This window comes from Peribacillus sp. TH14 (assembly GCF_016651145.1).
GTDB lineage: Bacteria > Bacillota > Bacilli > Bacillales > DSM-1321 > Peribacillus > Peribacillus butanolivorans.
Genome location: NZ_JAEKEK010000002.1, coordinates 239,491 through 265,808 on the forward strand (window position 1 = coordinate 239,491; position 26,318 = coordinate 265,808).

A 26,318-nucleotide genomic window follows, 5' to 3' on the forward strand; every position below is an offset into this window, starting at 1 on the left:
CATGGCCTACGATGTCAAACTCGGGTTGGACTTTCCCCGAAGCGAAAATCGACGGAACGACCTATTGCCCTTGATGTGACCAAAAACACTCACAACCTCGATTTTTTCGTCGAGCGTAGATTTGTGCATTTGATTCAGACCAAAGGTTCACTTTTGCTTTCGTTTTTAGTTCTTCATAAATCGGGTTATAATGCACCTGACGAGTTCCTGCTGCCTTTGAGCAACGCGATTTCAATGGGCAATCTGAACAGTCCTTTCATTCATAAATTTTAAATTCACGCGTGAAGCCATTTTTATCCGTGCGGGTCGAATAACGTTTAAATAAAACCTTACGGTTATTTGGACAAGTTTATTCATCCTTGTGTTCATCATATATCCAGTTACTTGCATGACGAATATCTTTTTTGTAACTCGGTTTTTGTTCCGTTAAAAATGTATTATAGAGAATCAAGGCTTCAAATTCTGTTTCAAAAGAGTTCGTAATCTTCTTTATTTGTGATGACCTGAATCTGTTGGTATGTCTCGTCAATTTTCTCTTGCAGCTTCTCCTCAAATTTCATCGTTGCCTTTTTCCACACAAATATCACGCAGGTTGGAAACAATCGGGTATTGGCGGCGACGATGGAAAACATGGATTTGAAGAATTTTTACAAATCAAAACTGTTTATCTTAAGTTTTAATTTGTGTACGAAGAAGGTGAAGTGTGTTGAACAATATGAGAGTAGAAGAGGATGCAATCGGAAAGGTTGCAATTCCTAAAGAGGCTCTTTATGGAATTAACACAGTACGAACAATTGAAAATTTGTCGTTTTCAAATCGAACGCTTCAGCAATACCCACTTTATGTGAAAGCACTTTTGATTGTAAAAAAATCAGCTGTTGCTGCAAATGTTGAAGCTAAAGTGTTATCAAAAGAAGTGGGTGAACAGATATCTTCTGCTTGTAATCAACTTTTATCTGGAGCAAATGGAGATCAGTTTTTAATTGATGTATTACACGGCGGCGGTGGGATCGGAACAAATATGAACGTCAATGAAGTGATTGTCAATTTTGCTAATACGGCTTTTGGCGTGGAAAAAGGCGGGTATACACCCATTCATCCAACAGAGCATGTAAATGCATCTCAATCTACTTCAGATGTTTGTCACACAGCGATCCGGATGGCGATAATTTCAAGTTTTCAATTATTAAGACAAGAAATGAATGATCTTATAGAAAAAGTGGCGTTTAAAGCAAGTGAATTTGGTGATATAACAACTATTTCCCGAACATGTTTACAAGATGCCATGCGTGTTGGATTAGGTGAAAAATTTAGTGGTTATGCAGCGATGTTGGAGCGCCGTCTCAAGCATATGGAAAAGTCCGTTGAACAACTGCACGCTATCAATCTGGGAGGAACGGTTATTGGCTCTGGTGTTGGTGCATCAGACAGTTATCGAGATGTGATTGTTATGAAGTTAAGTGAAGCATCAGGACTGCTGCTTCATCATCGGGAAAATTTATTTGATGCTGCTCAAAATATGGACGATTTAGCGGATTTGTCAAGTGAACTAAAACAGCTTGCATCTTGTTTGATTAAATTCGCTAAAGATTTACGATTACTGTCATCAGGACCAGAAGCAGGGTTTGGTGAAATTGTACTACCAGCAGTACAAGCAGGTTCATCGTTTTTCCCGGGGAAAATAAATCCGGTAATACCGGAAACACTCATTCAATGTTGTTTTCAAGTGTTAGGTTGTGATCGTGTCGTCCAGGCTGCATTAGAACATGGTGAATTAGATTTGAATGTATTCGAAGGTGCAGCGGAGTTAATATCTTAGATGCCATGAACATGTTATCAATCATGCTGCCAAAGTTCACGATGCTTTGTATAAATGGGACTACTGTCAATGGAGGGGTGCTTAGTATAAGCGGATTACTAATGGTAATAGCGTGCATTGCTACTTACTTTTCTCCACTAGGATTGGCGGTGCAAATGCAAAACCCATCTTAAGTTTCAAAAACTGGTTGCAATCACTTTAACCACAACCATTGCCTCTGGTTTAACATTCTGGGGAATTGTTGAGCCTGTATACCATGTATCAGCGCCGCCGGAATCTTTGGGAATTACCCAAATAGTCCAGCCGCGGCCATCTTTGCCATGTCAAAGATGTACCTTCATTGGACAATTACACCTTATGCTATATATTGTGTACCAATTATTGTTTTTGCTTTTACTTATTATAATATGCGTAAACCATATAGCTTATCGTCTACATTATCACCTGTTCTAGGTAAGAAATTAGACGGGAAAAGCGGACAGGTGATTGATGCAGTCTGCTTATATACATTGGCATTGGGTATGGCAGCTTCGATGGGTACGAGTACGATGAGTCTAGCTGGCGGAATCAAAAGTTTGACCGGAATTGAAAGTACGCCGGTTGTTTGGGGAATTATTACACTTGTCGGAACAGCAATCTTTATTGTTTCTGCATCAAGTGGATTGACAAAAGGAATCCGAATTTTATCTATTAAAGCGTTCTATGCCGTTGCGTTATTCCTTTTTATTGCTGGTCCGACTTCTTATATGCTGAATTTAGGAACAGAATCGTTAGGTTACTACTTAACACACTTTTTTGAGAAGAGTTTGTTTACAGGATCTGCTGCTGGAGATCAATGGCCTCGATGGTGGACAACATTTTATTGGGCAAACTGGTTTTCATGGGCAGCAATTACGGCTTTATTTCTAGGGAGAATAGCTTATGGATATACAGTAAAAACCGTAATCCTTGTTAACTTTATTTTGCCGGCGATATTCGGTGGCATTTGGATGACGATTTTTAGTGGAACATCCATTCAAATGCAAATGGAAGGGGGAGCACTCGCAGGAGTTTTGAATAACAGTGGTCCTGAATTGGTTTTATATGCTGTATTCGAAGCGCTTCCTTTTGCTCAAATTGTTATCCCTTTTTATCTATTCATTGTTTTCCTTTCATTTGTTTCGGGAGCGGATGCAAATACCGCGGCAATGGGTGGCATCAGTTCGACTGGTATCTCCCCAAAAAGTCCTGAACCGGGAATATTAATCAAAGCTACTTGGGGAATAACCGTAAGTTTTGTTTCATGGATGATGATCAGTTTTGCGCAAATAGACGGAATTAAAATGCTCTCTAATCTTGGTGGTGTCCCGGCTCTGATATTAGAGCTCGGTGTATTGATAGCGCTCTTCAAAATTGCAAAATCCCCTGCGAAATATGATGTTAGTGATCAAAAGGAAATCGTAGAAGACCAAGACTTAATCGATGTAGAGAAAAAAAGTGAAGTTATATAATAATCAGCTAAAGAATAAAGGAGTAAGAGAACCGGGGCATATATTCTGCTCTGGTTTTCTTGCGTATATATAATTAGATAATTGATTTAACCATTAGATAAACTGTAGCTTGGGCAGCTGGTCCAACCTAAGGTAACATGATCATTACTTGCTCATAAGATAATATAATATTGGCTGTACCATTTTATATTAGAATTGCTGGGATAATGAAGGTTGTTCAGCTTGTAGAATAAGGTCCCATTTAGGGTCTAAATCTGCAAGTTTTTTTATGTAATCAAAAAAATAACAGATACCAGATAAAAGTAGTATAAACCATAAAGACCAATGTTATAATAGTAATAACAATTATAACTTTCTTTTGAAGGGGGAATGAATAATGGCCATTAGGAAATTAACTAAAGTCGGAAATAGCTTGGGTATTACGTTTCCAGTTGAAATGTTGAAAACTGCAAATTTAGCTTTTGGTGACGAATTAGAGGTTGAGTTCAAGGGTGAAGAAATCATTTTAAGGAAAAATAAAAATGTCAAATTACCTAAAGGTGTAGATGCGGAATTTATGGAAATGTTATCAGATGTTATAAAAGAACATGACGAAGCATTCAAGGGATTGGTGGATAGGTAATATGACATTGGATATTATCTATCTTTCCACCAATCAAATTATTGCTATCAATGCCATTCAAATAAAAGTATATTCTCCTACTGAACAAATCGGGGTGAAAGATCCCGGCCTCCTTGATTCTGCAGTGAACAGACCCAGACAAACTGTTTTCGAGAATGATGCTTACCCATCTATTCATGAAAAGGCTGCAGCCTTATTCGAATCCATTTCTAAAAATCATGCTTTCCACAACGCAAACAAGAGGACAGCACTCGCTTCCCTTATTATGTTTCTAAAGATCAATCATTATCAATGGCTAATGGGAATAGAAGAAGAACAGGATTTTGTTGTAGATGTCGTCAACCATAAGTATGATTTTAATGCTATCGCAAGAATCATCCAAGAGAACATAAAGGCTTTATAAAAGGGTTCGAGAGATTCATGGAGGATTTAAGCTATTTGGTCTTCTTTACCGAAGTTTGGATTTATAACATTGGAAAATATAAAGATGGAGATATGCAGCAAATTCATGCTGGGTTTTTTGAATACAATAAGTAATTATTGAAAAAGTGGGGGAGCAAGTCGTCTGGATGACTTGTTCCCCCTTTTAATCTCATGACTATGTATACTTATAAAAATTTGTGGTAATTGGCGCTGTTAGTGCAATTGAATGGACAGGCGAAGAGTCTTTGACTTGTTCTATAATGTAAATAGAATAAAATTTGGAGGTGGAGAAATGCTTCCACAAGATAGACAAAGTGAAATCATGAAACAACTACATGAATTTAAAACAGTCAAAATTTTGGAACTCAGCAGAGAGTTAAACGTAACGCGAGAAACAATACGAAAAGATTTATATGAGTTGGAGGAAAAGGGCTTGTTCGCAAAGTCCATGGGGCGCAATTCTAAACAAAGCAAACTTAGAGACAAGCTACATTAATCGTTAAAGTACGAATGAAAATGAAAAAAGAAGTATTGCAAAGCGGGCATCCGAATTTGTAGAAAATGGAGACACCCTTTATATTGACTACGGAACAACAACCTTAAATTTCACTCGTGAAATTTAAAGTAAAAAAGATTTTACGATCCTAACTAACTCATTGCCAATTGAACATCTCCATTTCTGAGCATACGTTTCATACCCCTTTTTGGTATAGTTGAAGGATTCAGAAAGGGTAATTATGTTGAATTTTGGATATGCACGCGTTAGTACACAAGATCAATCATTGTCGTTACAACTTGATTCTTTAAATCATTTTGGAGTTGATCAGATTTTTGAAGAAAAGGAATCAGGAAAGAGAAGAAATCGTCCTCAGTTGGATGAGCTTCTAAAAGTGTTACGCGAGGGAGATACTGTGGTTGTCTATAAATTAGACCGTATTAGCCGAATGCTTGTAGGATTCAAGGTAATTAAATAACTGAACGGAGGAGAATATGCTTTCATCGGATGAAGAAAGAGAATTTAGACTTGAAGTGAAATCTAAGAAACTAGCAGATTCGATAGATTGAGAAAGAGCCTGGAAAAGGCAAAGAAAGAGGAGACAAAAGTTAAAGAAAGTGTTGATGAGCCTAAACAAATTGATTTGAATATAGGTATCGAGCCGAAAGAAGAAGAAATTTTGGGAGAAAATGAGACACTGACATCTGCAGAAAGAGAGAAAGAATTAACAGATACTAGGCCTTTCATTTGCGGGTATTTTTGCTTTATATGATAATTTGAAAAAAGTGAATAATAATATCTTGGACCAAATAGAAGAAGTAAAAAAATTATGTGAAGAATTAGCAAATTTATGTTATGGAGGGCATTTAAATGAAACATAAACTTACAAGAGAGTTAGTTGGACCCATAGATTATAATCCTTCTATTAATCAACTTTGGAAACGATTCCAGGAGTTGGGACAATATACTGGTGATGGCGTACGTGATGACATCATTGATTCCTGGGAGAATTCAAAGAAACTAGGCATCAGTCCTTTTCAAAACAGAATTCAAGAAATTATTAACGAGAACGAATTGAAAGATCGACTCGAGAAAAATGAAGAATTACTTACTTATGCTACACCAAAAATAAATAAATTATCCGATATTTTAATTGAATCTAAAACGATGCTTTCCATTGCAGATAATCACGGTACTGTTTTATATTCAAGCGGTGAAAGGAATGTTTTGAAAAAGGCGGAGAAGATAAATATTTTTAATGGTGGAACTTGGAGTGAGCAATCGGCAGGAACAAATGCGGTTGGGCTTGTGCTAAAAAAGAAACAGTTCTCCCAAGTTTTGTTTTCGGAACATTATTGTGAAAAACATCATGATTGGTTTTGTGTAGCTTTCCCTATTTTGTACCCGTTTACAAATGAACTGCTTGGAATTATGAATATTGCAGGATACGAAATTCAGATGAATTCACAAAAGATTAAGTACATCGTTTCAGAAGCGAAAAATATTTCTAAGTCTATTAATCATTATTTTTTTAAATATGCCTTGAGTAATCATTTATTTTTAAACACTGCTTTGGAAGGTGTAGAAGATGCTGTATTTATTGTGAATGGCGGTAAAAGTATTGTGGATAAAAATGATGCTGCTAGATCACATTCCATTCTAAGCAATATTCAAACCCTTAAAAATATCCCTAAATTAGATAGTCTCATAGATTTTGTTTTGCAAAATGGACAGCAAATTCTGAGAGAAGAAGTAAGTATGGATAAAAATAAGCAAAAATTCATTTGCTCCATTTATCCTGTCACTTTCCAGACTGAAAATTTGGGGGCTGTTATATTTTTTAGAAAAAATACGGAATCCCCCACATTAATATCGCAAAAGCCTACAATAACTCGTTCAACCCATTCTAATACAACCCGCTATAGTTTTGACGATATGATAGGTTCCTCAAAGGAATTTACAGATGTCGTAAAAAAAGCACGAAAAGCATCGTTAATTGATTCCACTCTTTTTCTCTCAGGTGAAACAGGGACGGGTAAAGAGCTTTTTGCACAGTCGATCCATCAAGCGAGCAATCGTAGTAATAAACCTTTTGTAGCGATTAACTGTGGAGCTGTTCCACATGGATTGCTTGAAAGTGAATTATTCGGTTATGAACCAGGTGCATTCACCGGAGCTAAATCGAAAGGAAGCCCCGGAAAGTTTGAATTGGCTCAGGGAGGTACGATTTTCCTTGATGAAATTGGAGATATGCCGCTGAATTTGCAAGTACACCTGCTTCGGTTATTGGAAGAAAGGGTGGTCACCAGACTGGGCGGGGACAAACTGATTCCGCTTGATGTACGTGTCTTTGCGGCTACTCATAAAAATTTAAAGGAAGCTGTACAAAAAGGTGAATTTCGCGAGGATCTATTGTATCGTCTTCATGTGATCCAATTGAGAATTCCTGCTTTACGTGAAAGAATCGGCGATGTCCCTGCATTGGTCCATCACTTCATAAAAAAAATGAGTGGAGAATTTGGAAAACGTGACATTGTAGTACAATCAGATACCATGCAGTACCTGACACAATATCATTGGCCAGGGAATATTAGGGAATTGAAAAATGTCGTTCAACAATCTCTTTTTAATATGGAAGGAAATAGCCTATCCCCATTCGATCTGCCTCCAGAATTGCTTGAAGGCCCGGTAGTAGAAGACGAAAAGGTAAGACTCATTGAAGCGATGATTAAGGAGGATGGAAATGTCACAAACGCCGCAAAAATCCTTGATATTTCTCGCGCTACCATGTATCGAAAAATCAAACAGTATCAGCTGACTGCTGAAGATTGGAATAGCAAAAAAGTAAAAAGCCAAATTTAAAAAAATCCTCCATTTTATACCTCTCTCAGTTGAGAAGGATAAAATGGAGGATTTTTTGTCTAGAGACAGTGAGACAAGTGAGACACAATCCGTCTCATTGATACAAAATTTAAAGATGAGTGAAAATACAAAGGAAGAGGAACCACATTGTTATGACAGCGTTTTCATCTATTTTATAAAAGTTGGCACGCCACTTGCATTATATGAGTGTAATTAACTTTCACTTTAAGACGAAAGCAAGGTGATGAAAAGAAATGAAAGAATTTGATGTAGTTGTCATTGGTGCAGGACCTGGGGGATATGTTCCCGCCATTCGGGCTGCACAATTGGGCAAGAAGGTAGCGATCGTCGAAAGAAAGAAAATAGGCGGAACATGTCTGAATGTCGGTTGCATTCCTTCAAAGGCATTATTGAGACATAGTGAAATGGTTGAAGAAATTCAAAAGGCAAATAGCTGGGGCATTAAAACCGGTGAATTATCGATTGATTTTCCAAAATTAATGAAACGTAAAGATCAAGTCGTACAGACGTTGACCGGTGGTGTTCAGCATCTATTAAAGAAAAACAACATTACCCTTTTTCTTGGAGAAGCGTCGATTTCGGATGCTTTAGTTGTTTCCATTGGAGACGGCAAAATCAAAGGTAAAGATATTTTATTAGCAACAGGAAGCACACCATTTATCCCTCCTATTAAAGGTTTGGATAAAATAAACTACCACACTACCGATTCTTTCTTTGACTTGAAGGAACTACCAGAGTCCATGACGATCATTGGCGGCGGGGTCATTTCAATAGAGTTAGCTTTTGCAATGGCCCCACTAGGAACAAAGGTGACCATTATCGAAGTGGCTCCTGACATTCTATTAACTGAAGACCTTGACGCACGAAAAATCATTAAAAAGCAATTGCAAAAGAAAAATATACAAACCATTATAAAAGCCAAAATCCAGGAAGTACAAAAAGGGAAGGTCATTTTAGCGGATCAAGAAATCTCATTTGACACTCTTTTGGTGGCAACTGGAAGAAAACCAAATATTGAAGTGGCACAAGAACTTAACCTAAAAATGGATGCATCGAACAAGTTTGTGGCAGTTAATGATGATTATGAAACTAGTAAAAAACACGTTTATGCAGTTGGAGATTTGGTAGGAGGCTATCAATTGGCACATGCAGCAAGTGCAGAAGGGCTCATTGCGGTTCATGCCATGAATGGCGATCATCCTCAACCTCTATATCAAACGGAAATTCCTAGATGTGTCTATACACATCCTGAAATCGCTTCGTTCGGGCTCAATGAAGAACAAGCAAAGAATGCCGGTTATAATGTGAAAATAACCACATCTAACCTTGCAGGAAACGCGAAAGCCATTGCGATGGGGGAAACGGAAGGTTTTATCAAAATTATCTCGGATCATCAATATGAGGAAATACTAGGCGCCGTTATTGTTGGGGCGAATGCAACAGAGTTAATTGGAGAAATATTGGCCATGAAGCACTCAGAAGGTACGATGAATGAGCTAGCAAGCATGGTGCATGCCCATCCTGCCATTTCTGAAGCAATTGGAGAAAATGCAAACGCTTTACTTAAACAAGCAATTCATATGTAAACAACATAAAGGGAGGAATAATAAATGGAAAAGAAAGAAGTCCTTTGGATTTATCAAAAGATGAATGAGATTAGGTTTTTTGAAGAAGATGTGCATCGTACTTTCGGAAAAGGTTTAATTCCAGGATTTGTCCATTTGTATGCAGGAGAAGAGGCTGTTGCAACAGGAGTAATGGCACTATTAGATGATGAAGATTATATTACCAGTACCCACCGTGGACATGGACATGCGATTGCAAAAGGTTGTGATATTAAAGGCATGATGGCAGAGATTATGGGTAAAAAAGATGGCTTAGGCGGAGGAAAAGGTGGATCCATGCATGTTGCCGATGTTGGTAAAGGAATGCTAGGTGCCAATGGAATTGTTGGGGGTGGTTTCGGCTTAGCAGCTGGTGCAGCTCTTACCATTAAGACTCTAGGAAAAGACAATGTCGCGGTTTGCTTCTTTGGTGATGGAGCGTCAAACGAAGGAACATTCCATGAAGGGCTAAATCTAGCTTCTATTTTAGACTTACCGGTCATTTTTGTTTGTGAAAATAACCAATTTGGTGAAGGTACACCATTTAGATATGCAAGTGCATCTGAAACCGTTTCTGAAAGAGCATCATCTTATAATATGCCTGGTGTACGTGTGGATGGTATGGATGTTGAGGCTGTTTACAATGCTACAAAAGAAGCCATCGAAAGGGCAAAGTCAGGTAACGGTCCTACCCTAATTGAATGTGATACATACCGGAAATATGGTCACTTTGAAGGGGACGAACAAAAATACAAAACGGATAACGATCCAAATAAAGACCGTGATCCAATTATCGAATTCAGAGAAAAAGCGGTTCAAAATGGTTGGATGACAGCAGAAGAGGCGGATGGTATTGAAGCACAAGCTAAAGAAACGATCAAAGAAGCAGTTGCTTTTGCAGAAGCAAGCCCACTACCAGATTTAGAAACTTTATATACGGATATATTTGCATAAGAATAGGGGGAATGAAAAATGACAAAAAGACAAGTAACTTTTATGACTGCTATTACTGAAGCGATGACACAAGCAATGCGAAAAGATGAAACTGTTATCTTAATTGGTACGGATGTTGCTGGCGGTGCTGAAGTCGACCATTTAATCAAAGACGATGGACGTTATGATGATGCATTTGGTGGGGTTTTCGGATTATCCAAAGGAATGGTAACAGAGTTCGGTCGCGGACGTGTCATTGACACACCGATCGCAGAACACGGTTATTTTGGTGCAGCAGTCGGTGCAGCTGCTACAGGATTACGTCCCATTTCCGAATTGATGTTTAACGACTTCATCGGATTTGCTTTAGATCCAATCTTAAATCAAGGTGCAAAGATGCGATATATGTTTGGCGGAAAAGCAAAAATCCCACTTTCTGTTCGGACAGTACATGGTGCAGGAGCAGGAGCAGCTGCCCAACACTCCCAAACTTTGTATGGAATGTTCGGTTCTATTCCGGGAGTTAAAGTAGTCGTTCCCTCCAATCCATATGACGCAAAAGGGTTGATGCTAGCAGCGATTGAAGACGATAACGTAGTCATTTTTTCGGAAGATAAAACCCTCTATGGCATTAAAGGCGATGTGCCTGAAGAATATTATACAATTGAAATTGGTAAAGCCAATGTGACAAGAGAAGGAACGGACCTTACGATTGTGGCGATTGGTAAAATGGTTCGAGTAGCCCATGAAGTGGCAGAAACATTAGGTAAAGATGGAATCTCAGTGGAAGTCATTGATTTAAGGACGGTTGCCCCTTGGGATCAAGAAACTGTGTTGGAATCGGTGAAGAAAACGGGAAGACTAATCGTTATTGATGAGTCAAATCCACATAACAACACAGCTACTGATATTGCATCAGTAGTGGCGGATAAAGCCTTTGATTATTTAGATGGTCCGATTAAAACGGTATGTGCACCAAATACACCGGTACCATTTGCGTTTAATTTGGAACAGGCCTATATTCCGGATGCAAAAAAAGTATTGACTGTTGCAGAAGAGTTAATTGCTGACTTGAAAAAACAACATGTAATGAAATAGGAGGTGAAGCGAAATGAGTGAAACAATCGTAATGCCTAAATTAGGAATGACGATGACTGAAGGTACCATTGTTGAATGGTATAAAGAAGTGGGAGATCCTGTTAACGAAGGCGAAGCGGTTTTAATGATCAGTTCAGAAAAATTAAACCAAGAAGTTGAAGCTCCGATATCGGGTACTTTACTCATTAAAAATGCGGAGGTTGAAGAACAACTAGAAGTCGGTGCTCCAATAGCTGTGATTGGAGAAGCAGACGAAGTGGTTGTAACGAATGAATTACAAGTTGAGCAAACAGCAACAGCCCCTGTAGAAGCGGAAGCTATTGATCAACCTGCTAAAGTGAAAAAAACCGAAGGAAAAAAAGTAAAAGGTAACCGGATATTCATTACTCCATTAGCGAGAAAAATGGTTAAAGTAAATAATCTGGATATTGATTTAATTAAGGGCACCGGTGGAAACGCTAGAATTACAAAACGAGATATCCAACGTGTTCTAGCGGGTGGTTACGATTATCAAGCAGAGTCACAAGTTGCAGCAGCCCTAGCTACACCTGCTGCCAATGATGAATCCGTAGGTGAAGGTCTGCGTCCGATGCGAAAAGCGATTGCTCGCAATATGCGTAGAAGTTTGGGACAAACCGCTCAATTAACGTTACATCGAAAGGCAAATGCTGATCGTTTAATTGATTTCCAACAAGTGCTAAGGAAAGAAATTGAGTCTGCTGATTTAGATGTCAAACTTACTTTGACTGTATTGGTTGCTAGAGCAACGGTTCTAGCTTTACGAGATTTGAAGAAAATGAATTCTCACTACCAGGATGGCAAATTGACAGAGTTTGATGAGGTTCATCTAGGTATTGCAACTTCTTTGGACGATGGCTTATTAGTCCCTGTCGTTAAGAATGCCCAGCAAAAAACAATCGGTACTCTGGCAAAAGAAATAAAAGAAATATCGACGAAAGCAAGAAACGGTCAGGCAGGCGGAGATTTACTAACTGGCTCAACATTTACCATTACAAACCTTGGAGCCAGTGGAATTGAATACTTTACACCTATTTTGAATACACCAGAAACAGGTATTTTAGGAGTAGGGGCTTTCCAGGATGAATTAATCTTAGATGAAGAGGGCAAAGTTAAATCCGTTAAGAAAATTCCATTTAGTCTCACCTTCGATCATCAAATAGCAGATGGTGCTCAAGCAGCAGAATTCCTAAATGTCTTAGTCAAATATATTGAGACACCATATTTACTAGTTCTCTAATAAAAGTATTAAAAGAGATTAACAGTTAATGAATAGCCATCTATTGTTAATCTCTTTTTGCATAGGATCATATTAAACTAAAAAGGGGTAGCGTCAGGATTTAGACAATTTACAACGGTAAGAGAAAAACCTGGTTTTGGTAAAACCGCAGGGTCAGCCTCTTGTTAACCATCCTTTAGTCGATAAAATTGCTTTTACCGGTTCTACTGAGGTTGGAAAGCTAATCATGTCAAGCGCGTCTAAAACTTGAAGCGAGTTACCCTTGAGCTTGGCGGAAAGTCGCCAAACATCATCCTTCCCGACGCTGATTTAACAAAGACAATACCAGGGGCACTTAACGGTGTTATGTTCAACCAAGGACAGGTTGCTGTGCAGGTTCCCGAGTATTTATTCAAAAGAAGCAATTTGATAATGTTGTAGCAGATATGGCTGAACATGCGAAAAGAATTAAACAAGGCTCCGGAATTTTTGCGAATACACAAATTGGACTGCTGGTTTCCATCGAACAGTAAAACCGTGTACTTGGGTATATTGAAAAGGGACTAAATGAAGGTGCACAGCTTGTTACAGGTGGTAATAAGCCTCAGGAACAGGGTTACTTTGTTTCCCCCACTATTTTTGCAGATGTACGGGATGAAATGACAATCGCTAAGGAAGAAATCTTTGGACCGGTTATCGCTGCTATGCCATATGACGATATTGATGAATTAATTAATCGTGCCATCAATAGTGAATATGGACTGCCAGCTGGTGTGTGGACACGCGATGTGGCTAAAGCTCACTATATCTCCAGCAAGCTTCGTGCGGGATCCGTATGGGTAAACTGCTACAATGCATTCGATGCAGCCTCTCCATTCGGCGGATACAAACAATCAGGTATGGGACGTGAAATGGGCTCCTATGCACTTAATAATTATACAGAAGTAAAGAGTGTCTGGATTTCAATGCAGTAAATATATAACTCAATAATAAAAGGAATTATTAACACTTAAGGAGAGGGAAAAATGAAAGCTCTGAGATGGCATGGAGTAAGAGATTTACGATTAGATAATATCGAAGAACCGACTGCAGAAAAAGATAAAGTAAAAATTAAAGTAGAATGGTGCGGGATTTGTGGAAGTGATTTACACGAATATACTGCTGGACCGATTTTTATTCCAACTGAGGCACCACATCCATTAAGCGGGGGCAAAGCTCCTATCGTATTGGGACATGAATTTTCTGGACGAGTTGTTGAAGTTGGAGAAGAAGTAACAAAGGTTCAGGTTGGTGATCGTGTGGTTGTTGAGCCAATTTATGCCTGTGGTAAATGTGCGGCTTGTAAACAGGGGACGTATAATCTTTGTAAGAAAATGGGCTTTTATGGTCTTGCTGGCGGCGGCGGCGGTTTCTCAGAGTACGCAGCGGTTCCAGAGGCAATGCTTCATAAAATTCCAGAAGTGGTGTCTTATGAGCAGGGGGCACTTGTTGAACCATCAGCGGTAGCTCTTCATGCTGTACGTCAGAGCAAATTGAAAGTAGGAGATAAAGCTGCTGTTTTTGGAACTGGTCCTATCGGACTTTTAGTTATTGAAGCACTAAAAGCATCAGGTGCATCAGAAATTTATGCAGTTGAGTTATCTGAACAGCGGAGAAAAAAGGCGGAAGAACTTGGTGCTATTGGTATCGATCCTAGTCAATGTGATCCTGTGGAACAAATTCAAAAGCTAACAAACGGAGGAGTAGATGTTTCTTATGAAGTTACTGGAGTTCCCCCGGTTCTGTCTCAAGCAATTAACTCTACCCAGAATGGTGGAGAAACTATGATTGTAAGTATTTTTGAAAAAGAGGCCTCTATTCATCCTCAAAATATTGTTCTAAAAGAGCGTACAATAAATGGCATTATCGGGTACCGCAATGTATTCCCTGCAGTTATTAGTTTAATGGCCCAAGGTTACTTCCCTGCTGATAGATTAGTAACTAAACGGATTAAGCTTGATGACGCAATTGAAGAGGGCTTTGAGGCTTTACTAAAAGAAAGGAATCAAGTGAAAATTTTAGTGAAATCCGAATAGTAAAAAAACAGATTTCCTTAAAAAGGAAATCTGTTTTTTTATGCTATAAAAGACATACTTCCATTCATGGTAATACAGTTTTTTCATCAACAATCTATTTGACCCTACCTCAACTCCCTTTTGTTATTATCTTTAATCATTTAAACTTCATTTTAAATCCCAACCCTCATCTAATTGGAAAAACCGCTGGTTTAGTAGATGCGGTGAACCGTATCACAAGTGAGTTGGACTTTTTTAAGATAGCACTAAGAGATTCAAAAATGATCCTCAAGGTACCCTCCAACTAAATATGGGGTATGACAACCAAAAGCGAAATATGGGACCATATGCAAATAAATTCCAATTATGCAGGGTATTAAGAGAATATTGAATCTCTTAATAAAGTTGTTCCGTTAAGGGTCATTTAGTTGAGGAAAGAATTATGTACAAAGTATAGAAATAAAGTAATAGATAAAAAAGATATGAGATTAATTTGCATTGTTAACACAAATGAATGGATGTGGAAGTTAGTAAATTGATAACAGATTACTTGGAACAGGATTTACAGTTTCTTATTCAATTGTCTTAGATTAACTCTCAGTCAAAAATAAATTTATTTTCCAAGCCCATTGCCCAATTATTTCATTAAAGAGCTTCCTAGAAATACTAAATTATTTCAATCCAAACAGAAAAATCATATAATCTTTGACGAGTGTCTTCTATTATATAGGGTAAAAGAAAGAGTCTTTTACCTTATATAATCTTCAAGATGCTGCTGGCGTTATTTTATAACGTGTCCCAGCCTGAGAACATACCGATCGACCATCTTCCACGTTTTATGTCCCGTCTGTTTCATGATAGCAATATCAGTCATTCCAATTATTTCCGCTCTAGCAACGCCTGACTTAAGTCCCAAAATCCAGCAAAAACTTCTCCAAAAATGACGACTTTCTTCTATTATATATACTCCCCAAACACATCTGATTTCCACAAATGAATCGCATGGCGTTCTTTTTCAAAAACCTTCTCCAAATAAATTTCTGTAGTGGATAGCTGCTCATGGCCCAGACTCTTCATAATCTGATAGACATCCACTCCATTTAAGTGAGAAATGATGGCAAAAGCATGCCTAAATGTATGAGGACCAATGGAAGAAGAACGAAACTTCAAAAAAGGCAATCCACTCTCTTTAATGGCCTTTGTTATGTATTGAGACAAATAAGAGGGAGAGTAGGCCCGGCCGGTATTGGTCGTAAAGAGCGGGTCGTCTCCTTCTGCTGCATCTATATCGTCGATTCCTCTAGCTGAACGGAACATTCGAATACTGTTCATTCCTTTTTCTTTCAATGGTATTTGCCTTTTTTTATTTCCTTTACCTAGGACCTCTAAAAAATACGTGCTGGTAATGGAATCATATTGAAGATCCTTGACTCGGAGTCTTGTAAACTCTTCATTACGCATGCCTGTCATCGTTAGGATATGAATAATCGAAAAAACGATGGGGTGGTTGATTTCCCTGAAGTAATCAAGTAGCTGAATGACTTCGTTTGGTCCCAAATCACGGTTCGGCCGATCATCTTTACGAATACTTATCTTAAAGAAACCTTTATGAATGGGGTCACTGATATAGCCTGATTCGAACAGGAATTTCAAAAAACTCTGAATGATGGTTGTCTTTCTGGATAATGTGGCAACGGAATAAGCGCCTTTTTTTAAGACATAGGGGCTTTTTTCTGATAACCATTCCTGATATCTTCGAATGTGCCGGGTAGATAGAGATTTAAAGAGGGAACCGTCCACAACTTTTTCCAAGTCTACATGGATTTCCACCGAATAAGTGAGTAATTGTTCAATAAATTGAATAAGCTCTCGCTCATAGGCTTGGACGGTGCGGGTGGACTTTTCATGTTGCTGTTTTAAATGCTCTCGTCGTTGAAGAAACCACTGTAGCATTTCTACATCGCTAAAATCGGAAAAAGGCTTATGTCCATTCTTTTCTGTCGTATCTAATCGTTCTTGTAACGTGTGGATGGAAATTTCTGAAAGGCTTTTTTTCCATGCACTACTCTGAATCTCTTTCGTATTTTCTATCAGTTCATGCATACCTGAATCCCTCACTTTTATAATCCAACGATTAATAAGATAAAGTATATATTTATTAAAACCCTTTTAATTAATAGTACTTACATTATAACAAATTATAAGAATTAAATAATTATGTAAGACCTAAATAAAACCTATCTTTATTTAGGTTATATGGTTTAATTTATCAATACGTTATTTCATTTAATATAGATTTTATTGATTAACATAAAAAGATACATTAAAGTATAATTAATAGATTTCATTCATTATACATATTAAGTACTCTAGTAACGGATATGATAGAATGAATAAATGAAGAACCATATATATGAACATTTAAAATATATGAATAAAGGGTGGAGTAAATTTGATAATTTCAGATGTTGAGAATAAACACGAAATGATCCCGTATGAAGTTGGAGATTCAGTTCGGGTTCAGCAAACGTGCACAGAAGAAGAAGACTCAGAGAGTTTTTACTATATTAAAGAATTTGAAAAGAAAAAAGGGGAGGTCATGGAAGTAATCGATCATCCACGTCTACAATATCGCATAAGATTTGGACAAGCTGAAGCCGTTTTGTATCATGAGGAAATTACGCTGTAACAAGCAGGGGTAATGATGATGAAACGAGAAATCCAGGAAGACAGGAGTGGTATAAAGTGGAATGGTATACGCAACAAGAGGTAGCCGATTTACTAGGTGTCTCCAAAGCAACGGTCTATCATTATGCAAAGCAGAAGAAAATTAGTAAAATTGCGGATCCCCATCGAATTCATAGAGAGGCACGCTATGAAAAAGCGGAAGTGGATCAACTTGTGAATCAAAAGAAATCGCACCCTACGGGTATGAGGCCTACTGAAGTAGCAAACAAACTAGGATTGTCTGTTCAAAGTGTCTATAAGTATATTCAAGAGGGGGTAATAAAAGCAGAGGTAGTACCTTTTGGAGATGAGAGGACAATCTATGTCATATCTGAAACAGCCTATGAAGAAGCGGCCGGATTACTGAAACCATCTGAATCCCAACGCCCAAAACGATTTGAGTATTATCATTCTAGTCAAGATATCGTCTTATTTCAGAAATTCCATTCAAGCAAGGTGCCTGAAGCACGTGTTATACGGAATAAGGAGAATGAATGGGGTTTTTACTTAGCAAATATTCAAAAATGGTTGCCATTTGAAGAAGGGATAAGGGAGTATCAGTTAAAGCCGGTCTATCCCATTCATCAATCCACTTTGGAGTATAAAGGCTATGTACAGCTAGAAATTCCGAAGGATGCCGTTGTATTTTATCCATTCGTGGACTATTTATATGAAACATGGGGAATGGAAAACATACGATTGAGGGAACAGGATCACACGATAGAACTCTTCATCCGGGCGGGGGAAAGGCCATTAACGACAAAGTGTTTCTTTGCAGCTGATATCTTGCCATTTTTAATAAAAGGAGACATCTACAATGAAGAGGGTCACCTGATTTTACGAAGTTCTTATAGAAAAACTAGTTTGGAATTACCTATTGATCTATTAGAAAGTATGACAGAGTTAGCTGAACAAGAAGGAATTAGTATGAGTAAGTGGGTAGAGCAAAAATTATCATCACTACTAAAGTGATTTTAAATGAAGAAAAGGTTTGATTGAGGTCTTTATACCATCCAAGTCATTGCCCATTCATTTTATACAGAGCTACTCAGAGGCGTCAGTAAATATTTTATTGAATATAAACTATTTCTTTGCATATTTTTATTTCAAAATACACTAAAAAAAGACCATTTCATATCCTGGAAAGGAGCATGAAATGGTCTCTTTTATAATAATTTTTTAAGCTGTTGCTGAAGTTAAACAAATTTTCTTAGTTCAAATAACTATAATTATTGGATTTGAGTCAATATTTTGGACACTAAAAAGTTAAATCTTAAGCTGTATTCCTAATTCGATCTTCAATGGCTTGTGGGGTTTGATAGCCCAAGCTGCTGTGAATTCTTTTTCGGTTATACCAACCTTCAATTAATTGGAACATCGCTAATTTAGCTGTTTGATAGTCTAGATATTGTACGTGGTTGACTTCTTCCTTTTTTAATAGGGCATGAAAGAATTCAATACAGGCATTATCGTACGGGCAACCTTTCTGACTAAAGGATTGCTTAATATGATGGTTTTGGATATGTTGAGTAAACTCACTGCTTGTATATTGTGAGCCAAGATCCGTATGAAGAACTAAGCCCTCCGAGGGCTTTTGTGATAAGTGTGCGTTATTGAAAGCTTTTATGACCAGTTCTGTCGTCATTGAACGAGAAAATGAATACCCTACTATTTTCTTAGAATGAAGGTCCAATACCGAAGCTAAATAACACCATCCGTCTTTTAACGTGTGGATATACGTAATATTGCTACCCATTTCTCATTAATGGTTTGAGTAGTGAAGTCTCGTTTTAGCAAATTATCCAATTGAATAACCTTTTCTTTAGATGGATAGGGACGGTATTTTTTCTTGGTAATAGAACGAATTCTCGCCTTGCTCATTAAACGTTGAACACGCTTTAGACTTAGGGAAAACCCTTTGGTTAATAAGCTTTCATGAATCTTTGGAGCCCCATATCGTCCTTTGCTTTCCAGGTAAATAAGATGAATTTCCTTCGTTAGTTCTATGTTTTCCTGTTCGCGATTTGATACGACTATTTGAAGGGATTGATAATGGCTGCTTCTTGGGATTTCTAGTATTTCACACATCTTCTGTACGGGATATTGTTTCTTGTGTTCCTCAATAAATTCGGTAAGATCTGTCTCGGTTACTTTTTAGCGAATATGGCCATAGCCTTTTTTAAGATTTCAACTTCTTGCTTTAACCGAAGGTTTTCCTTCTGAATGGCGTCTAATTCCTTTGGAGTCATGGACTCTTCCCCTAAACCGATAGGAGTAAATTCTTTAACCCATTTATAAATGGTAACTTCTGATACGCCATATTCGCCGCTTAATTCTTTGACCGAATTACCCGAGTGATAAAGATCTACAATAGTCTTCTTGAATTCATTATTATATTTTTTACCTGTATTTTTACGTTCCAAGACGGACACATCCTCTCAAAAATCATTGTAAGGACTTAACTAAAATGTGTCCATGAAACTATACTAACTCCATTATCGTAACTTAGGTATGTTGTAAATAAAACTAATCCTAAGAAGAAAATTTAAGAGATATACAATAAGACATCTCTTAAAATAGTGTGTTTCTAAAAGCTTCTATATTAAATCGAATGAACCATTATCCATAAAACAAAAGTTAATTTCGCTGTAGAACGAATCTCAGCAACGGAAAAATCATACATATAAAGATATCTTTACTTTTTAGGAGGTGTGCAAAACTTATTTAGAAATTAATAATTAGCAAATGGGATTAGGTATAGATGAGAATAATGTACAGATAAACATTTAAATGCATATAAGATTAATTTTTTTAATAAAAGGTTATATAGAATTTTTAATAAAAGGATTACTAAAAAGGTGATGAATCCGAATATCATTCGAATAAATTGTAGGAATTGAATATTTTGGTTAGCATTTACAAACAATACGGCTATTTTTAATACGAAGATAGAGTATTATATAGAATTCATTTATATTATTAATAATATATAATAATGGTATTCAGTTAAAAGATGGGAGCTATACTAATTGATATTAAATCGAGTGCTTTTTGCTAGAGAAGCTATTATAACTATCTTACATAGAGGGTTTGATAATGACTGTAATCTTCAAGGAAACATCTATATAAAGAAAAAACTAGGACGATATAACTTAGTTTTCGAACAGTCAATAGTTAACGATGAAATTCTAGATAATCTAAATCATGTAGTATTTATAGAGGAAGGTTTTTTAAATCCTAAACATGAATTAAATCCATATTCACAGAGTAAATGTACTTTTATGAGAAGATTTGTTTCAAGCTCAAAACCTAAAAAAATTATAAAAGCGTTAGAAGATAAGTTTGAACTTAAGTTATCATTAAAAGATTTACTCATTATTAATGAATTTATCAAGAAATATACAGGACTCGATCTTAATCGTAATCCTATACTTTATGGAGATACATTATTGTACGAACCTATAAGTGTTAGTTTTAAACCTAATCATTTGAACGGAATAACTTTTAATAATCTAGAGAAGGATTCAATTGTTATAGTTAAATTTAAGAATAAAGATATCATAGTGTCGTCTCATTTAAAGGTGATAGAAAGTTTCACATCAGAATTAGAGATTAATCCTTCTGAAGAATGGAAATCATTAGATATAGAAATTTTTAAAAATAATAGATTAGTTTATTTTAATTATAATCTTTCATATATAAGTACAGTACATTTAAGTATGGGTATGGCAAGTAGATCTAAACGAATAAAATTAAATGAATTAGATGATTTTTTTGAATTGCAAAATGACCCTAGTAAACATGAAATGATAATTGGAGAAGCAGTTGATAAATTAGAAGAGCTGTTTTGGAAATCTAATAATCAAATGAGACAAAAACTTTTAAAAGAGCAAGAAAAGGAAAATATCACATTTATAAAGCCAGGTGAAACAAAAAAATCGATTGAGATTATTTCTAAATATCTTCAAGAATCTCAAGATGAATTCTGGGTTTTTGATCCTTATTTCACCGATAAGAATAGATTTAATAAAACACTAGATTGGCTAAGAATTTTTTACGAATGCTCATCACAACCAAAGAATATAGTCTTCTTTTGTAAAGACGAAGATAAGGCTTACGATTTCGTTACAATTAAAGAGGCGATAAAGCAAGATTCTGTGTTAAAGAGAATAGTAAAGAAGGGAATATTAAATTTAAATTTTATTCAAATCAGTTCACCTATACATGACAGATTTATATTAGGTAGAAATAAAAACACCTTCTCAGGATTAACTATTGGGACTTCTTTAAATTCAATTGATAGTAACCACTTTTGTATTAATATATTAAATCATTCAGCAGCAAAGAAAATTTTAGGAGAACTTAATGATTATATAAATGAAGGTAATCTGGTAGGAAGTTGTGAGATTTAATAAAAGAGGTAAATTATATGGATAATACTACGATTCAAAATCTTGCGAAGGTTATTACTGGAAACTGGGATGAAAAAAAACAAGATGTTAAAAAGGAAATCAATTCTATTTTAAAAAGAAAGTCTATAAAACGTATTTTATTTGAATTAAATGAATCTATAAAAACAAGGGAAATAAGTGATAAAAATAAAGCAGTATTAATAACTACTATTGCATTTATTAGAAGAGATTTAGATTCTAAAGAAGAGATCGGTAGATTACTCAATCAATATGGTATGATTAATCAGCTTTATGGGGGACTTATAAAATTACTGGATGGAAAATCTGAAACATTTAAAATTGATATTGAATGGAGCATCAGGGATCATCAGAATAACTTTGAATTTTTATATAGATTCCCTGCACCTGAATATTGGAGATTTATAGACTTAATAATTACAGCTTCAATATTAAAAGAATTTGATTCAGAAAAGTTTGAACGTATTTTATTATTAGATAAGACTAATTTATTATTACTGAATTATATTCAAGGAAACATTCGATGGAATCCGACTCAAAATCTAATCGTCAAATTGTTAAACGATCAAAATACTGCTTTAAGACGTAGTATAGGACTATTCTTGCTAATTTCACCTATTGAGAGAGTAACTAAAAAAAGTGGAAAATTAACTAAAGAAGATGCTTCTATTTTAAATAATCAAGTACAAAATTTTATTAAAATTTTTGAAGATTTAATATTTACGTACCGAACGGAACTTTTAGTCAATTATTTTTTACATAATAAAAGGTCTAAGTCTTGGCCTGTATTTTTAGCTAAGTTAATGATAAATCATGAGTTGAAAGAATGTCTAATTAGAGAGATTGAATCTGAAAAAGTAAAGTTTCTAGATGATATTTTGATACTTCTATTAATAATTAGAAAAAATAGAGTAAAGGAATCTGGAAACGAGGGTTTCAAACAGTCTTTATATGACGCAATTATAGAAAAAGTTAAAAGTTTTATAAATACAGGGACTGGTATATATAAATGGGATTATCAAAAGGAAAAAGAATTTGAAATCATTTGTAGCCTCTTGTCTAAAAAGAATAAACTTAAACTTAAAAAATTCATTTTAAAAACACATGCAGAATTAATGATTTCTGACTTAGATGAGTTAGTAAGGTATGACATCTATTTAAAAGATAAAAATAAAGCAGAGATCCTTAATGGGATGGGTAAAGTTATAACTCACAATCTAAAAGCAAATTAAAAGTTAATTTCATCTAAAAATAATTATATAAAAGAAATTTATTGGGATATTCTGTCCCTTTAATGTATCAAAATATTTTATAATTTGAAGGAAGCTGTATATAGTATTTTCCTGAGAAGTTCAATAGTTCTATTGTGTTTTCATGTCCTTTATTTTAAAGAGATATTAAGATCTATTTTAAAATTAATTAATAAAATTTGTGAAAGGGCTATGATATTGAAATATTTATGTGTGAAAATCAGATCTATAAGAGTAATTATAGATAAAGAGACAAATATCTATGATATAGACAATAAGAGGAAATATCTCAGGGTTTATTGAATTTCTTTGATATAGATAGCGAAAAGGAGGAATAGATAGTGTTTTATAAAACAGGATTTAGAGAGAAGAAAAGTAAAACTGGTTTTCATTTAGTTCCAGATAATTGGAATGACTTTGGATATTACACTTTATATAAAGTGTTTTATGTGAATGAAGAATTAGAAGAAACGGAGTTAGGTTACGTAAAGATTGCCTATAAAGGCCAAAATGAGAGTAGCACATCTTTAGAGAGTACATTTGAGAGCTTGTCAGATAATTATTTTTCATTAGGTCAGAGTGCTTGCATACTATAGGGAATTAAAGAAATTAGGAGATCAAATAAGAATTGATTATTTTAATAATTTAAAGGATGTTGCATATAATGAAGAAATTTATAAAGAAGTGAAAGATGAGGAAGCTTTCAAAACTTCATTAGTGCGAGAAATAAATCCTAGAGTTTTTGATAAACAGTTTACTCGAATAGCTCGAGGTGGGGCTGTTTTAACTGATTATGCATTTGAATACAATATCCCAAATTCTAAACTCCCTGGTACTATGTTTGAATTTGAGGTGATACCTGAATCATTACCGCCAACTAATATACATGCAATCATAGGAACTAATGGTGCAGGGAAAACAACAGCTTTAAAAGGGATTATCCAAGAATATTTAAATGGGAATTTAAGTGATAGTTTTGCTAACACCATTTTTATCTCATTTAGTGTTTTTGACAAGCATCCTATTTATGAAACAGATGACAAAGAGAATGAATATTATTATGTTGGAGTAAAAAAGAATAAATCTGAAACGAAAACTTATGATGAACTTAAACAAGAGTTTGCTGAATCTGTTTATAAGATATTTTCAAAAAAGAGATTTTATTCTCTACATAGAATGTTTGAAATTTTAAATGCTGATTTTAATTTAAGCAGTTTTGGATTAATAAATATAATCGAAGATTATATCGTTACGAACCAAAGTAAAGAAGAAACAGAAAAATATAGTGAAATATTGGCTGATAGATTTATTGATTTAAGTTCAGGACATCAAATTATTTTATTATCGATAGCTAAGACTGTCGAATTAATAGTAGAAAAATCCCTGATTTTAATCGATGAGCCTGAGACACATTTGCATCCACCTCTACTATCAGCATTTATAAGAGCAATATCAGAATTAATAATTTCTGAAAATGGTGTGGCGATTTTAGCTACTCACTCTCCTGTAGTACTTCAAGAAGTCCCAAAGTCATGTGTTTCTATAATTAGAAAGCGTGGAGACTATATTAAGATTGATAGACCAAGATTTGAAACATTTGGAGAGAATGTAGGTGTTTTAACAGAAGAAATCTTTGGTTTAGAAATTAGAAATACAGGTTTCCATTCTATGCTGAAAAAAGAAGTCGAAAAATATAAGGATTATGAAATAATTATAGATAGATTTAATAATGAACTAAGTATAGAGGCTAAATCATTAATTCGTACATACATAAATCAACTAACTAGAGAGGGAAAATAAATGTATTCAATAAAATTTCCTGATTATAATTTAGAAGATTTTTTGGATGAAATGTTATCTAATAAGCATGGGGAAACATATAACTTTTTAAAGGGTAGATTACTTGCTATAAAAAATATACTTATTGAAAAAGAAACTCAATATATTAGTTTAGCAACCTCAGATTCTGGCGGATTGTATAGCCTTAATGAACAATTAAGTATCGATATTCCTCAGAATGTTTTACTAAAAGATATTCTTAATCTTCCTAGGAATATTAGTAAAAAAAATAATCGAGTTACTCAGTAAAAATGGATTAAGTGTTATATTTGATAATCTTTCGGGAATGAGTTTAAGGGGAATAATAGAGGTAATAAATAATATCACGATTGAGGAAGTCTTAAATCGAATAGGTGACCAAGATAGGGTTAATTACTTGAAATTTATTGATTCAAAATCAATGAAAACGGTATATGAAAAATATTTTGTGAATACTAAAGGCTCTAAAAATATTGGAAGAGATGTATACGAATATATTATTTCAAAAGCAGAAGATGACTTATGTCCATATTGTTTACATGGAACAGTAAAAACTGTAGATCACTATCTCCCAAAAGCATATTTTATTTCTTATGCTGTTACGCCAATAAACTTGTTACCTTGTTGTTCAGACTGTAATAAAAATAAAAAAGATATTCGAGATTTAACAGCAAATAAAATGTTTATTAATCCTTATTTTGATAATATAAATGATTTAAATTGGCTGGAATGTAAACTGATAGAGAATCAATGGCCTATTACATTTAAATATAATGTGAAGGAAGACATTGAAAATGAGATTTTGAAAAAAAGATTAGAAATGCAATTTGAGAGTTTAGAGTTAGGGACTTTATATGCAAGTAACGCAGTAAGGTATTTTAGAGGAAGGGTTAAATTAATTGTTGAAGAGTATGAATCAGGAAATGAAGAAGCACCTATACAGTTTTTAATAAGTAGTAAAGAATCCATGGAAATTTATAATTTAAATGCATGGCAAGCAAAAGTATATGAAGCATTATTGAACTCTGATTGGTTTTTGGTTGATGCAATTAATCATTTAAGAGAATATTATCATATAGAGGATAAAGGCGTTCCCCAGCTCCCTCGATTGAATGGGGTTTTCCATAATGATTGAATATATTTTTATATTGTTATAAAAAATCTTGTCTCCGTAAGTCACTTAAAAAACATAGTCAAAACAAGTCATTAATTTTGGATAGGTGCTAAGAACACTTAAAAATTCCTATATTATAGCCTTTCCAGGAGAACTGGGGTCGACCCTCGCTGTCTATCTATATAGGAATCATAGGACTTCAAACAAAGTCAAAAGCCTTGTAATTAAGGCTTTTTTATTTTGTCCTATTTCATAAAATATATAACTGTTAGATTCTCATTGACAGGGAAGAGATCGTGGGTTCGAATCCCTCACAGGTC

General features: G+C 35.2%; 23 protein-coding genes and 5 pseudogenes. 25 read left to right on the forward strand and 3 right to left on the reverse strand.

From position 1 onward, the window contains the following. Positions 1–61 precede the first annotated feature (61 nt). Positions 62–244: pseudogene (locus JFU50_RS32115) on the reverse strand (transposase); the annotation flags it as partial. A gap of 471 nt (positions 245–715) precedes the next feature. On the opposite strand from JFU50_RS32115, the gene JFU50_RS29120 reads away from it, so the two are divergent. The 17 genes and pseudogenes from JFU50_RS29120 (at position 716) to JFU50_RS29195 (ending at position 14,680) form a co-directional block, all read left to right on the forward strand. Then, positions 716–1,819, forward strand: coding sequence for a lyase family protein (locus tag JFU50_RS29120; protein ID WP_242489189.1), 1,104 nt, complete (start codon positions 716–718; stop codon positions 1,817–1,819). A 5-nt stretch (positions 1,820–1,824) separates the two neighbouring features. Then, the gene (locus JFU50_RS31250; protein ID WP_242489177.1) at positions 1,825–1,992 is read left to right on the forward strand and encodes a hypothetical protein; all 168 of its coding nucleotides are present in this window, start codon (positions 1,825–1,827) and stop codon (positions 1,990–1,992) included. A gap of 102 nt (positions 1,993–2,094) precedes the next feature. Then, positions 2,095–3,309: a BCCT family transporter gene (locus JFU50_RS29125; protein WP_342366390.1), complete on the forward strand. Its 1,215-nt coding sequence runs from the start codon at positions 2,095–2,097 to the stop codon at positions 3,307–3,309. A 376-nt stretch (positions 3,310–3,685) separates the two neighbouring features. Beyond that, a complete protein-coding gene (locus tag JFU50_RS29130; RefSeq protein WP_048689328.1) occupies positions 3,686–3,931 on the forward strand; it encodes an AbrB/MazE/SpoVT family DNA-binding domain-containing protein in 246 nt (81 codons plus the stop codon). A gap of 1 nt (position 3,932) precedes the next feature. Beyond that, on the forward strand, positions 3,933–4,334 hold the full coding sequence (locus tag JFU50_RS29135; RefSeq protein ID WP_144551424.1) for a type II toxin-antitoxin system death-on-curing family toxin: 402 nt from the start codon (positions 3,933–3,935) through the stop codon (positions 4,332–4,334). 312 nt (positions 4,335–4,646) lie between these two features. Further along, positions 4,647–4,850 carry a DeoR family transcriptional regulator gene (locus JFU50_RS29140; RefSeq protein WP_063597005.1) on the forward strand — a complete coding sequence of 68 codons (204 nt, stop codon included), beginning with the start codon at positions 4,647–4,649 and terminating at the stop codon, positions 4,848–4,850. Between the two features lie 25 nt (positions 4,851–4,875). Next, positions 4,876–4,977: pseudogene (locus tag JFU50_RS32120) on the forward strand (DeoR/GlpR family DNA-binding transcription regulator); the annotation flags it as partial. Between the two features lie 117 nt (positions 4,978–5,094). Next, positions 5,095–5,298 (forward strand): annotated as a pseudogene (locus JFU50_RS29150) (recombinase family protein); the annotation flags it as partial. Positions 5,299–5,415: 117 nt separating this feature from the next. After that, positions 5,416–5,622, forward strand: a complete 207-nt coding sequence (locus JFU50_RS29155) for a hypothetical protein (RefSeq protein ID WP_201225435.1) — start codon at positions 5,416–5,418, stop codon at positions 5,620–5,622. Between the two features lie 98 nt (positions 5,623–5,720). Next, a complete protein-coding gene (locus JFU50_RS29160; RefSeq protein WP_201225437.1) occupies positions 5,721–7,712 on the forward strand; it encodes a sigma-54-dependent Fis family transcriptional regulator in 1,992 nt (663 codons plus the stop codon). Between the two features lie 55 nt (positions 7,713–7,767). Next, complete coding sequence (locus JFU50_RS29165; RefSeq protein ID WP_201225439.1) at positions 7,768–7,929, forward strand: hypothetical protein; 162 nt, start codon at positions 7,768–7,770, stop codon at positions 7,927–7,929. Positions 7,930–7,966: 37 nt separating this feature from the next. Then, positions 7,967–9,319, forward strand: a complete 1,353-nt coding sequence (lpdA, locus tag JFU50_RS29170) for a dihydrolipoyl dehydrogenase (protein WP_201225441.1) — start codon at positions 7,967–7,969, stop codon at positions 9,317–9,319. A 24-nt stretch (positions 9,320–9,343) separates the two neighbouring features. Next, positions 9,344–10,291 (forward strand): thiamine pyrophosphate-dependent dehydrogenase E1 component subunit alpha, encoded by a 948-nt coding sequence (locus tag JFU50_RS29175; protein ID WP_056519792.1) that lies wholly within the window; start codon positions 9,344–9,346, stop codon positions 10,289–10,291. An 18-nt stretch (positions 10,292–10,309) separates the two neighbouring features. After that, the gene (locus JFU50_RS29180) at positions 10,310–11,368 is read left to right on the forward strand and encodes an alpha-ketoacid dehydrogenase subunit beta (RefSeq protein WP_056519793.1); all 1,059 of its coding nucleotides are present in this window, start codon (positions 10,310–10,312) and stop codon (positions 11,366–11,368) included. 13 nt (positions 11,369–11,381) lie between these two features. Beyond that, complete coding sequence (locus JFU50_RS29185) at positions 11,382–12,626, forward strand: dihydrolipoamide acetyltransferase family protein (protein ID WP_098175209.1); 1,245 nt, start codon at positions 11,382–11,384, stop codon at positions 12,624–12,626. 129 nt (positions 12,627–12,755) lie between these two features. Continuing rightward, a pseudogene (locus tag JFU50_RS29190) lies at positions 12,756–13,579 on the forward strand (aldehyde dehydrogenase family protein); the annotation flags it as partial. Positions 13,580–13,630: 51 nt separating this feature from the next. After that, positions 13,631–14,680: a 2,3-butanediol dehydrogenase gene (locus tag JFU50_RS29195; protein WP_201225444.1), complete on the forward strand. Its 1,050-nt coding sequence runs from the start codon at positions 13,631–13,633 to the stop codon at positions 14,678–14,680. Between the two features lie 936 nt (positions 14,681–15,616). On the opposite strand, the gene JFU50_RS29200 is transcribed toward JFU50_RS29195, so the two are convergent. Next, entirely contained in the window at positions 15,617–16,762 is a 1,146-nt protein-coding gene (locus JFU50_RS29200) for a tyrosine-type recombinase/integrase (RefSeq protein WP_201225446.1), read from the reverse strand. 349 nt (positions 16,763–17,111) lie between these two features. Here JFU50_RS29200 and JFU50_RS29205 point away from each other — a divergent pair, with 349 nt between their 5' ends. Continuing rightward, positions 17,112–17,348, forward strand: coding sequence for a hypothetical protein (locus tag JFU50_RS29205; protein WP_201225448.1), 237 nt, complete (start codon positions 17,112–17,114; stop codon positions 17,346–17,348). A 56-nt stretch (positions 17,349–17,404) separates the two neighbouring features. Next, positions 17,405–18,358 carry a helix-turn-helix domain-containing protein gene (locus JFU50_RS29210; RefSeq protein WP_201225450.1) on the forward strand — a complete coding sequence of 318 codons (954 nt, stop codon included), beginning with the start codon at positions 17,405–17,407 and terminating at the stop codon, positions 18,356–18,358. A 301-nt stretch (positions 18,359–18,659) separates the two neighbouring features. Here JFU50_RS29210 and JFU50_RS29215 read toward each other — a convergent pair. After that, positions 18,660–19,809 (reverse strand): annotated as a pseudogene (locus JFU50_RS29215) (IS3 family transposase). Positions 19,810–20,415: 606 nt separating this feature from the next. On the opposite strand from JFU50_RS29215, the gene JFU50_RS29220 reads away from it, so the two are divergent. The 6 genes from JFU50_RS29220 to JFU50_RS29245 all read left to right on the forward strand — a co-directional run bounded on the left by JFU50_RS29220 (position 20,416) and on the right by JFU50_RS29245 (position 26,019). Then, the gene (locus JFU50_RS29220; RefSeq protein WP_201225452.1) at positions 20,416–21,798 is read left to right on the forward strand and encodes a hypothetical protein; all 1,383 of its coding nucleotides are present in this window, start codon (positions 20,416–20,418) and stop codon (positions 21,796–21,798) included. A gap of 17 nt (positions 21,799–21,815) precedes the next feature. After that, positions 21,816–23,048: a hypothetical protein gene (locus JFU50_RS29225; RefSeq protein ID WP_201225454.1), complete on the forward strand. Its 1,233-nt coding sequence runs from the start codon at positions 21,816–21,818 to the stop codon at positions 23,046–23,048. Positions 23,049–23,407: 359 nt separating this feature from the next. Then, positions 23,408–23,662, forward strand: coding sequence for a hypothetical protein (locus JFU50_RS29230; RefSeq protein ID WP_201225456.1), 255 nt, complete (start codon positions 23,408–23,410; stop codon positions 23,660–23,662). Next, positions 23,646–24,866 carry an AAA family ATPase gene (locus JFU50_RS29235; protein WP_201225458.1) on the forward strand — a complete coding sequence of 407 codons (1,221 nt, stop codon included), beginning with the start codon at positions 23,646–23,648 and terminating at the stop codon, positions 24,864–24,866. The genes JFU50_RS29230 and JFU50_RS29235 overlap by 17 nt, the downstream gene beginning before the upstream one ends. Further along, the gene (locus JFU50_RS29240) at positions 24,867–25,154 is read left to right on the forward strand and encodes a hypothetical protein (RefSeq protein WP_201225459.1); all 288 of its coding nucleotides are present in this window, start codon (positions 24,867–24,869) and stop codon (positions 25,152–25,154) included. Positions 25,155–25,305: 151 nt separating this feature from the next. Continuing rightward, on the forward strand, positions 25,306–26,019 hold the full coding sequence (locus JFU50_RS29245; protein WP_201225460.1) for a hypothetical protein: 714 nt from the start codon (positions 25,306–25,308) through the stop codon (positions 26,017–26,019). Positions 26,020–26,318: the final 299 nt, after the last annotated feature.

Bases quoted from the DNA above. Each gene is read 5' to 3' on its own strand.
- JFU50_RS29225 (WP_201225454.1), top strand. From the start codon at position 21,816: ATGGATAATACTACGATTCAAAATCTTGCGAAGGTTATTACTGGAAAC.
- JFU50_RS31250 (WP_242489177.1), top strand. From the start codon at position 1,825: ATGAACATGTTATCAATCATGCTGCCAAAGTTCACGATGCTTTGTATA.
- JFU50_RS29175 (WP_056519792.1), top strand. From the start codon at position 9,344: ATGGAAAAGAAAGAAGTCCTTTGGATTTATCAAAAGATGAATGAGATT.
- JFU50_RS29200 (WP_201225446.1), bottom strand. From the start codon at position 16,762: ATGCATGAACTGATAGAAAATACGAAAGAGATTCAGAGTAGTGCATGG.
- lpdA (WP_201225441.1), top strand. From the start codon at position 7,967: ATGAAAGAATTTGATGTAGTTGTCATTGGTGCAGGACCTGGGGGATAT.
- JFU50_RS29185 (WP_098175209.1), top strand. From the start codon at position 11,382: ATGAGTGAAACAATCGTAATGCCTAAATTAGGAATGACGATGACTGAA.
- JFU50_RS29135 (WP_144551424.1), top strand. From the start codon at position 3,933: ATGACATTGGATATTATCTATCTTTCCACCAATCAAATTATTGCTATC.
- JFU50_RS29160 (WP_201225437.1), top strand. From the start codon at position 5,721: ATGAAACATAAACTTACAAGAGAGTTAGTTGGACCCATAGATTATAAT.
- JFU50_RS29240 (WP_201225459.1), top strand. From the start codon at position 24,867: ATGTATTCAATAAAATTTCCTGATTATAATTTAGAAGATTTTTTGGAT.
- JFU50_RS29195 (WP_201225444.1), top strand. From the start codon at position 13,631: ATGAAAGCTCTGAGATGGCATGGAGTAAGAGATTTACGATTAGATAAT.
- JFU50_RS29140 (WP_063597005.1), top strand. From the start codon at position 4,647: ATGCTTCCACAAGATAGACAAAGTGAAATCATGAAACAACTACATGAA.
- JFU50_RS29180 (WP_056519793.1), top strand. From the start codon at position 10,310: ATGACAAAAAGACAAGTAACTTTTATGACTGCTATTACTGAAGCGATG.
- JFU50_RS29130 (WP_048689328.1), top strand. From the start codon at position 3,686: ATGGCCATTAGGAAATTAACTAAAGTCGGAAATAGCTTGGGTATTACG.
- JFU50_RS29245 (WP_201225460.1), top strand. From the start codon at position 25,306: ATGAAAACGGTATATGAAAAATATTTTGTGAATACTAAAGGCTCTAAA.
- JFU50_RS29120 (WP_242489189.1), top strand. From the start codon at position 716: ATGAGAGTAGAAGAGGATGCAATCGGAAAGGTTGCAATTCCTAAAGAG.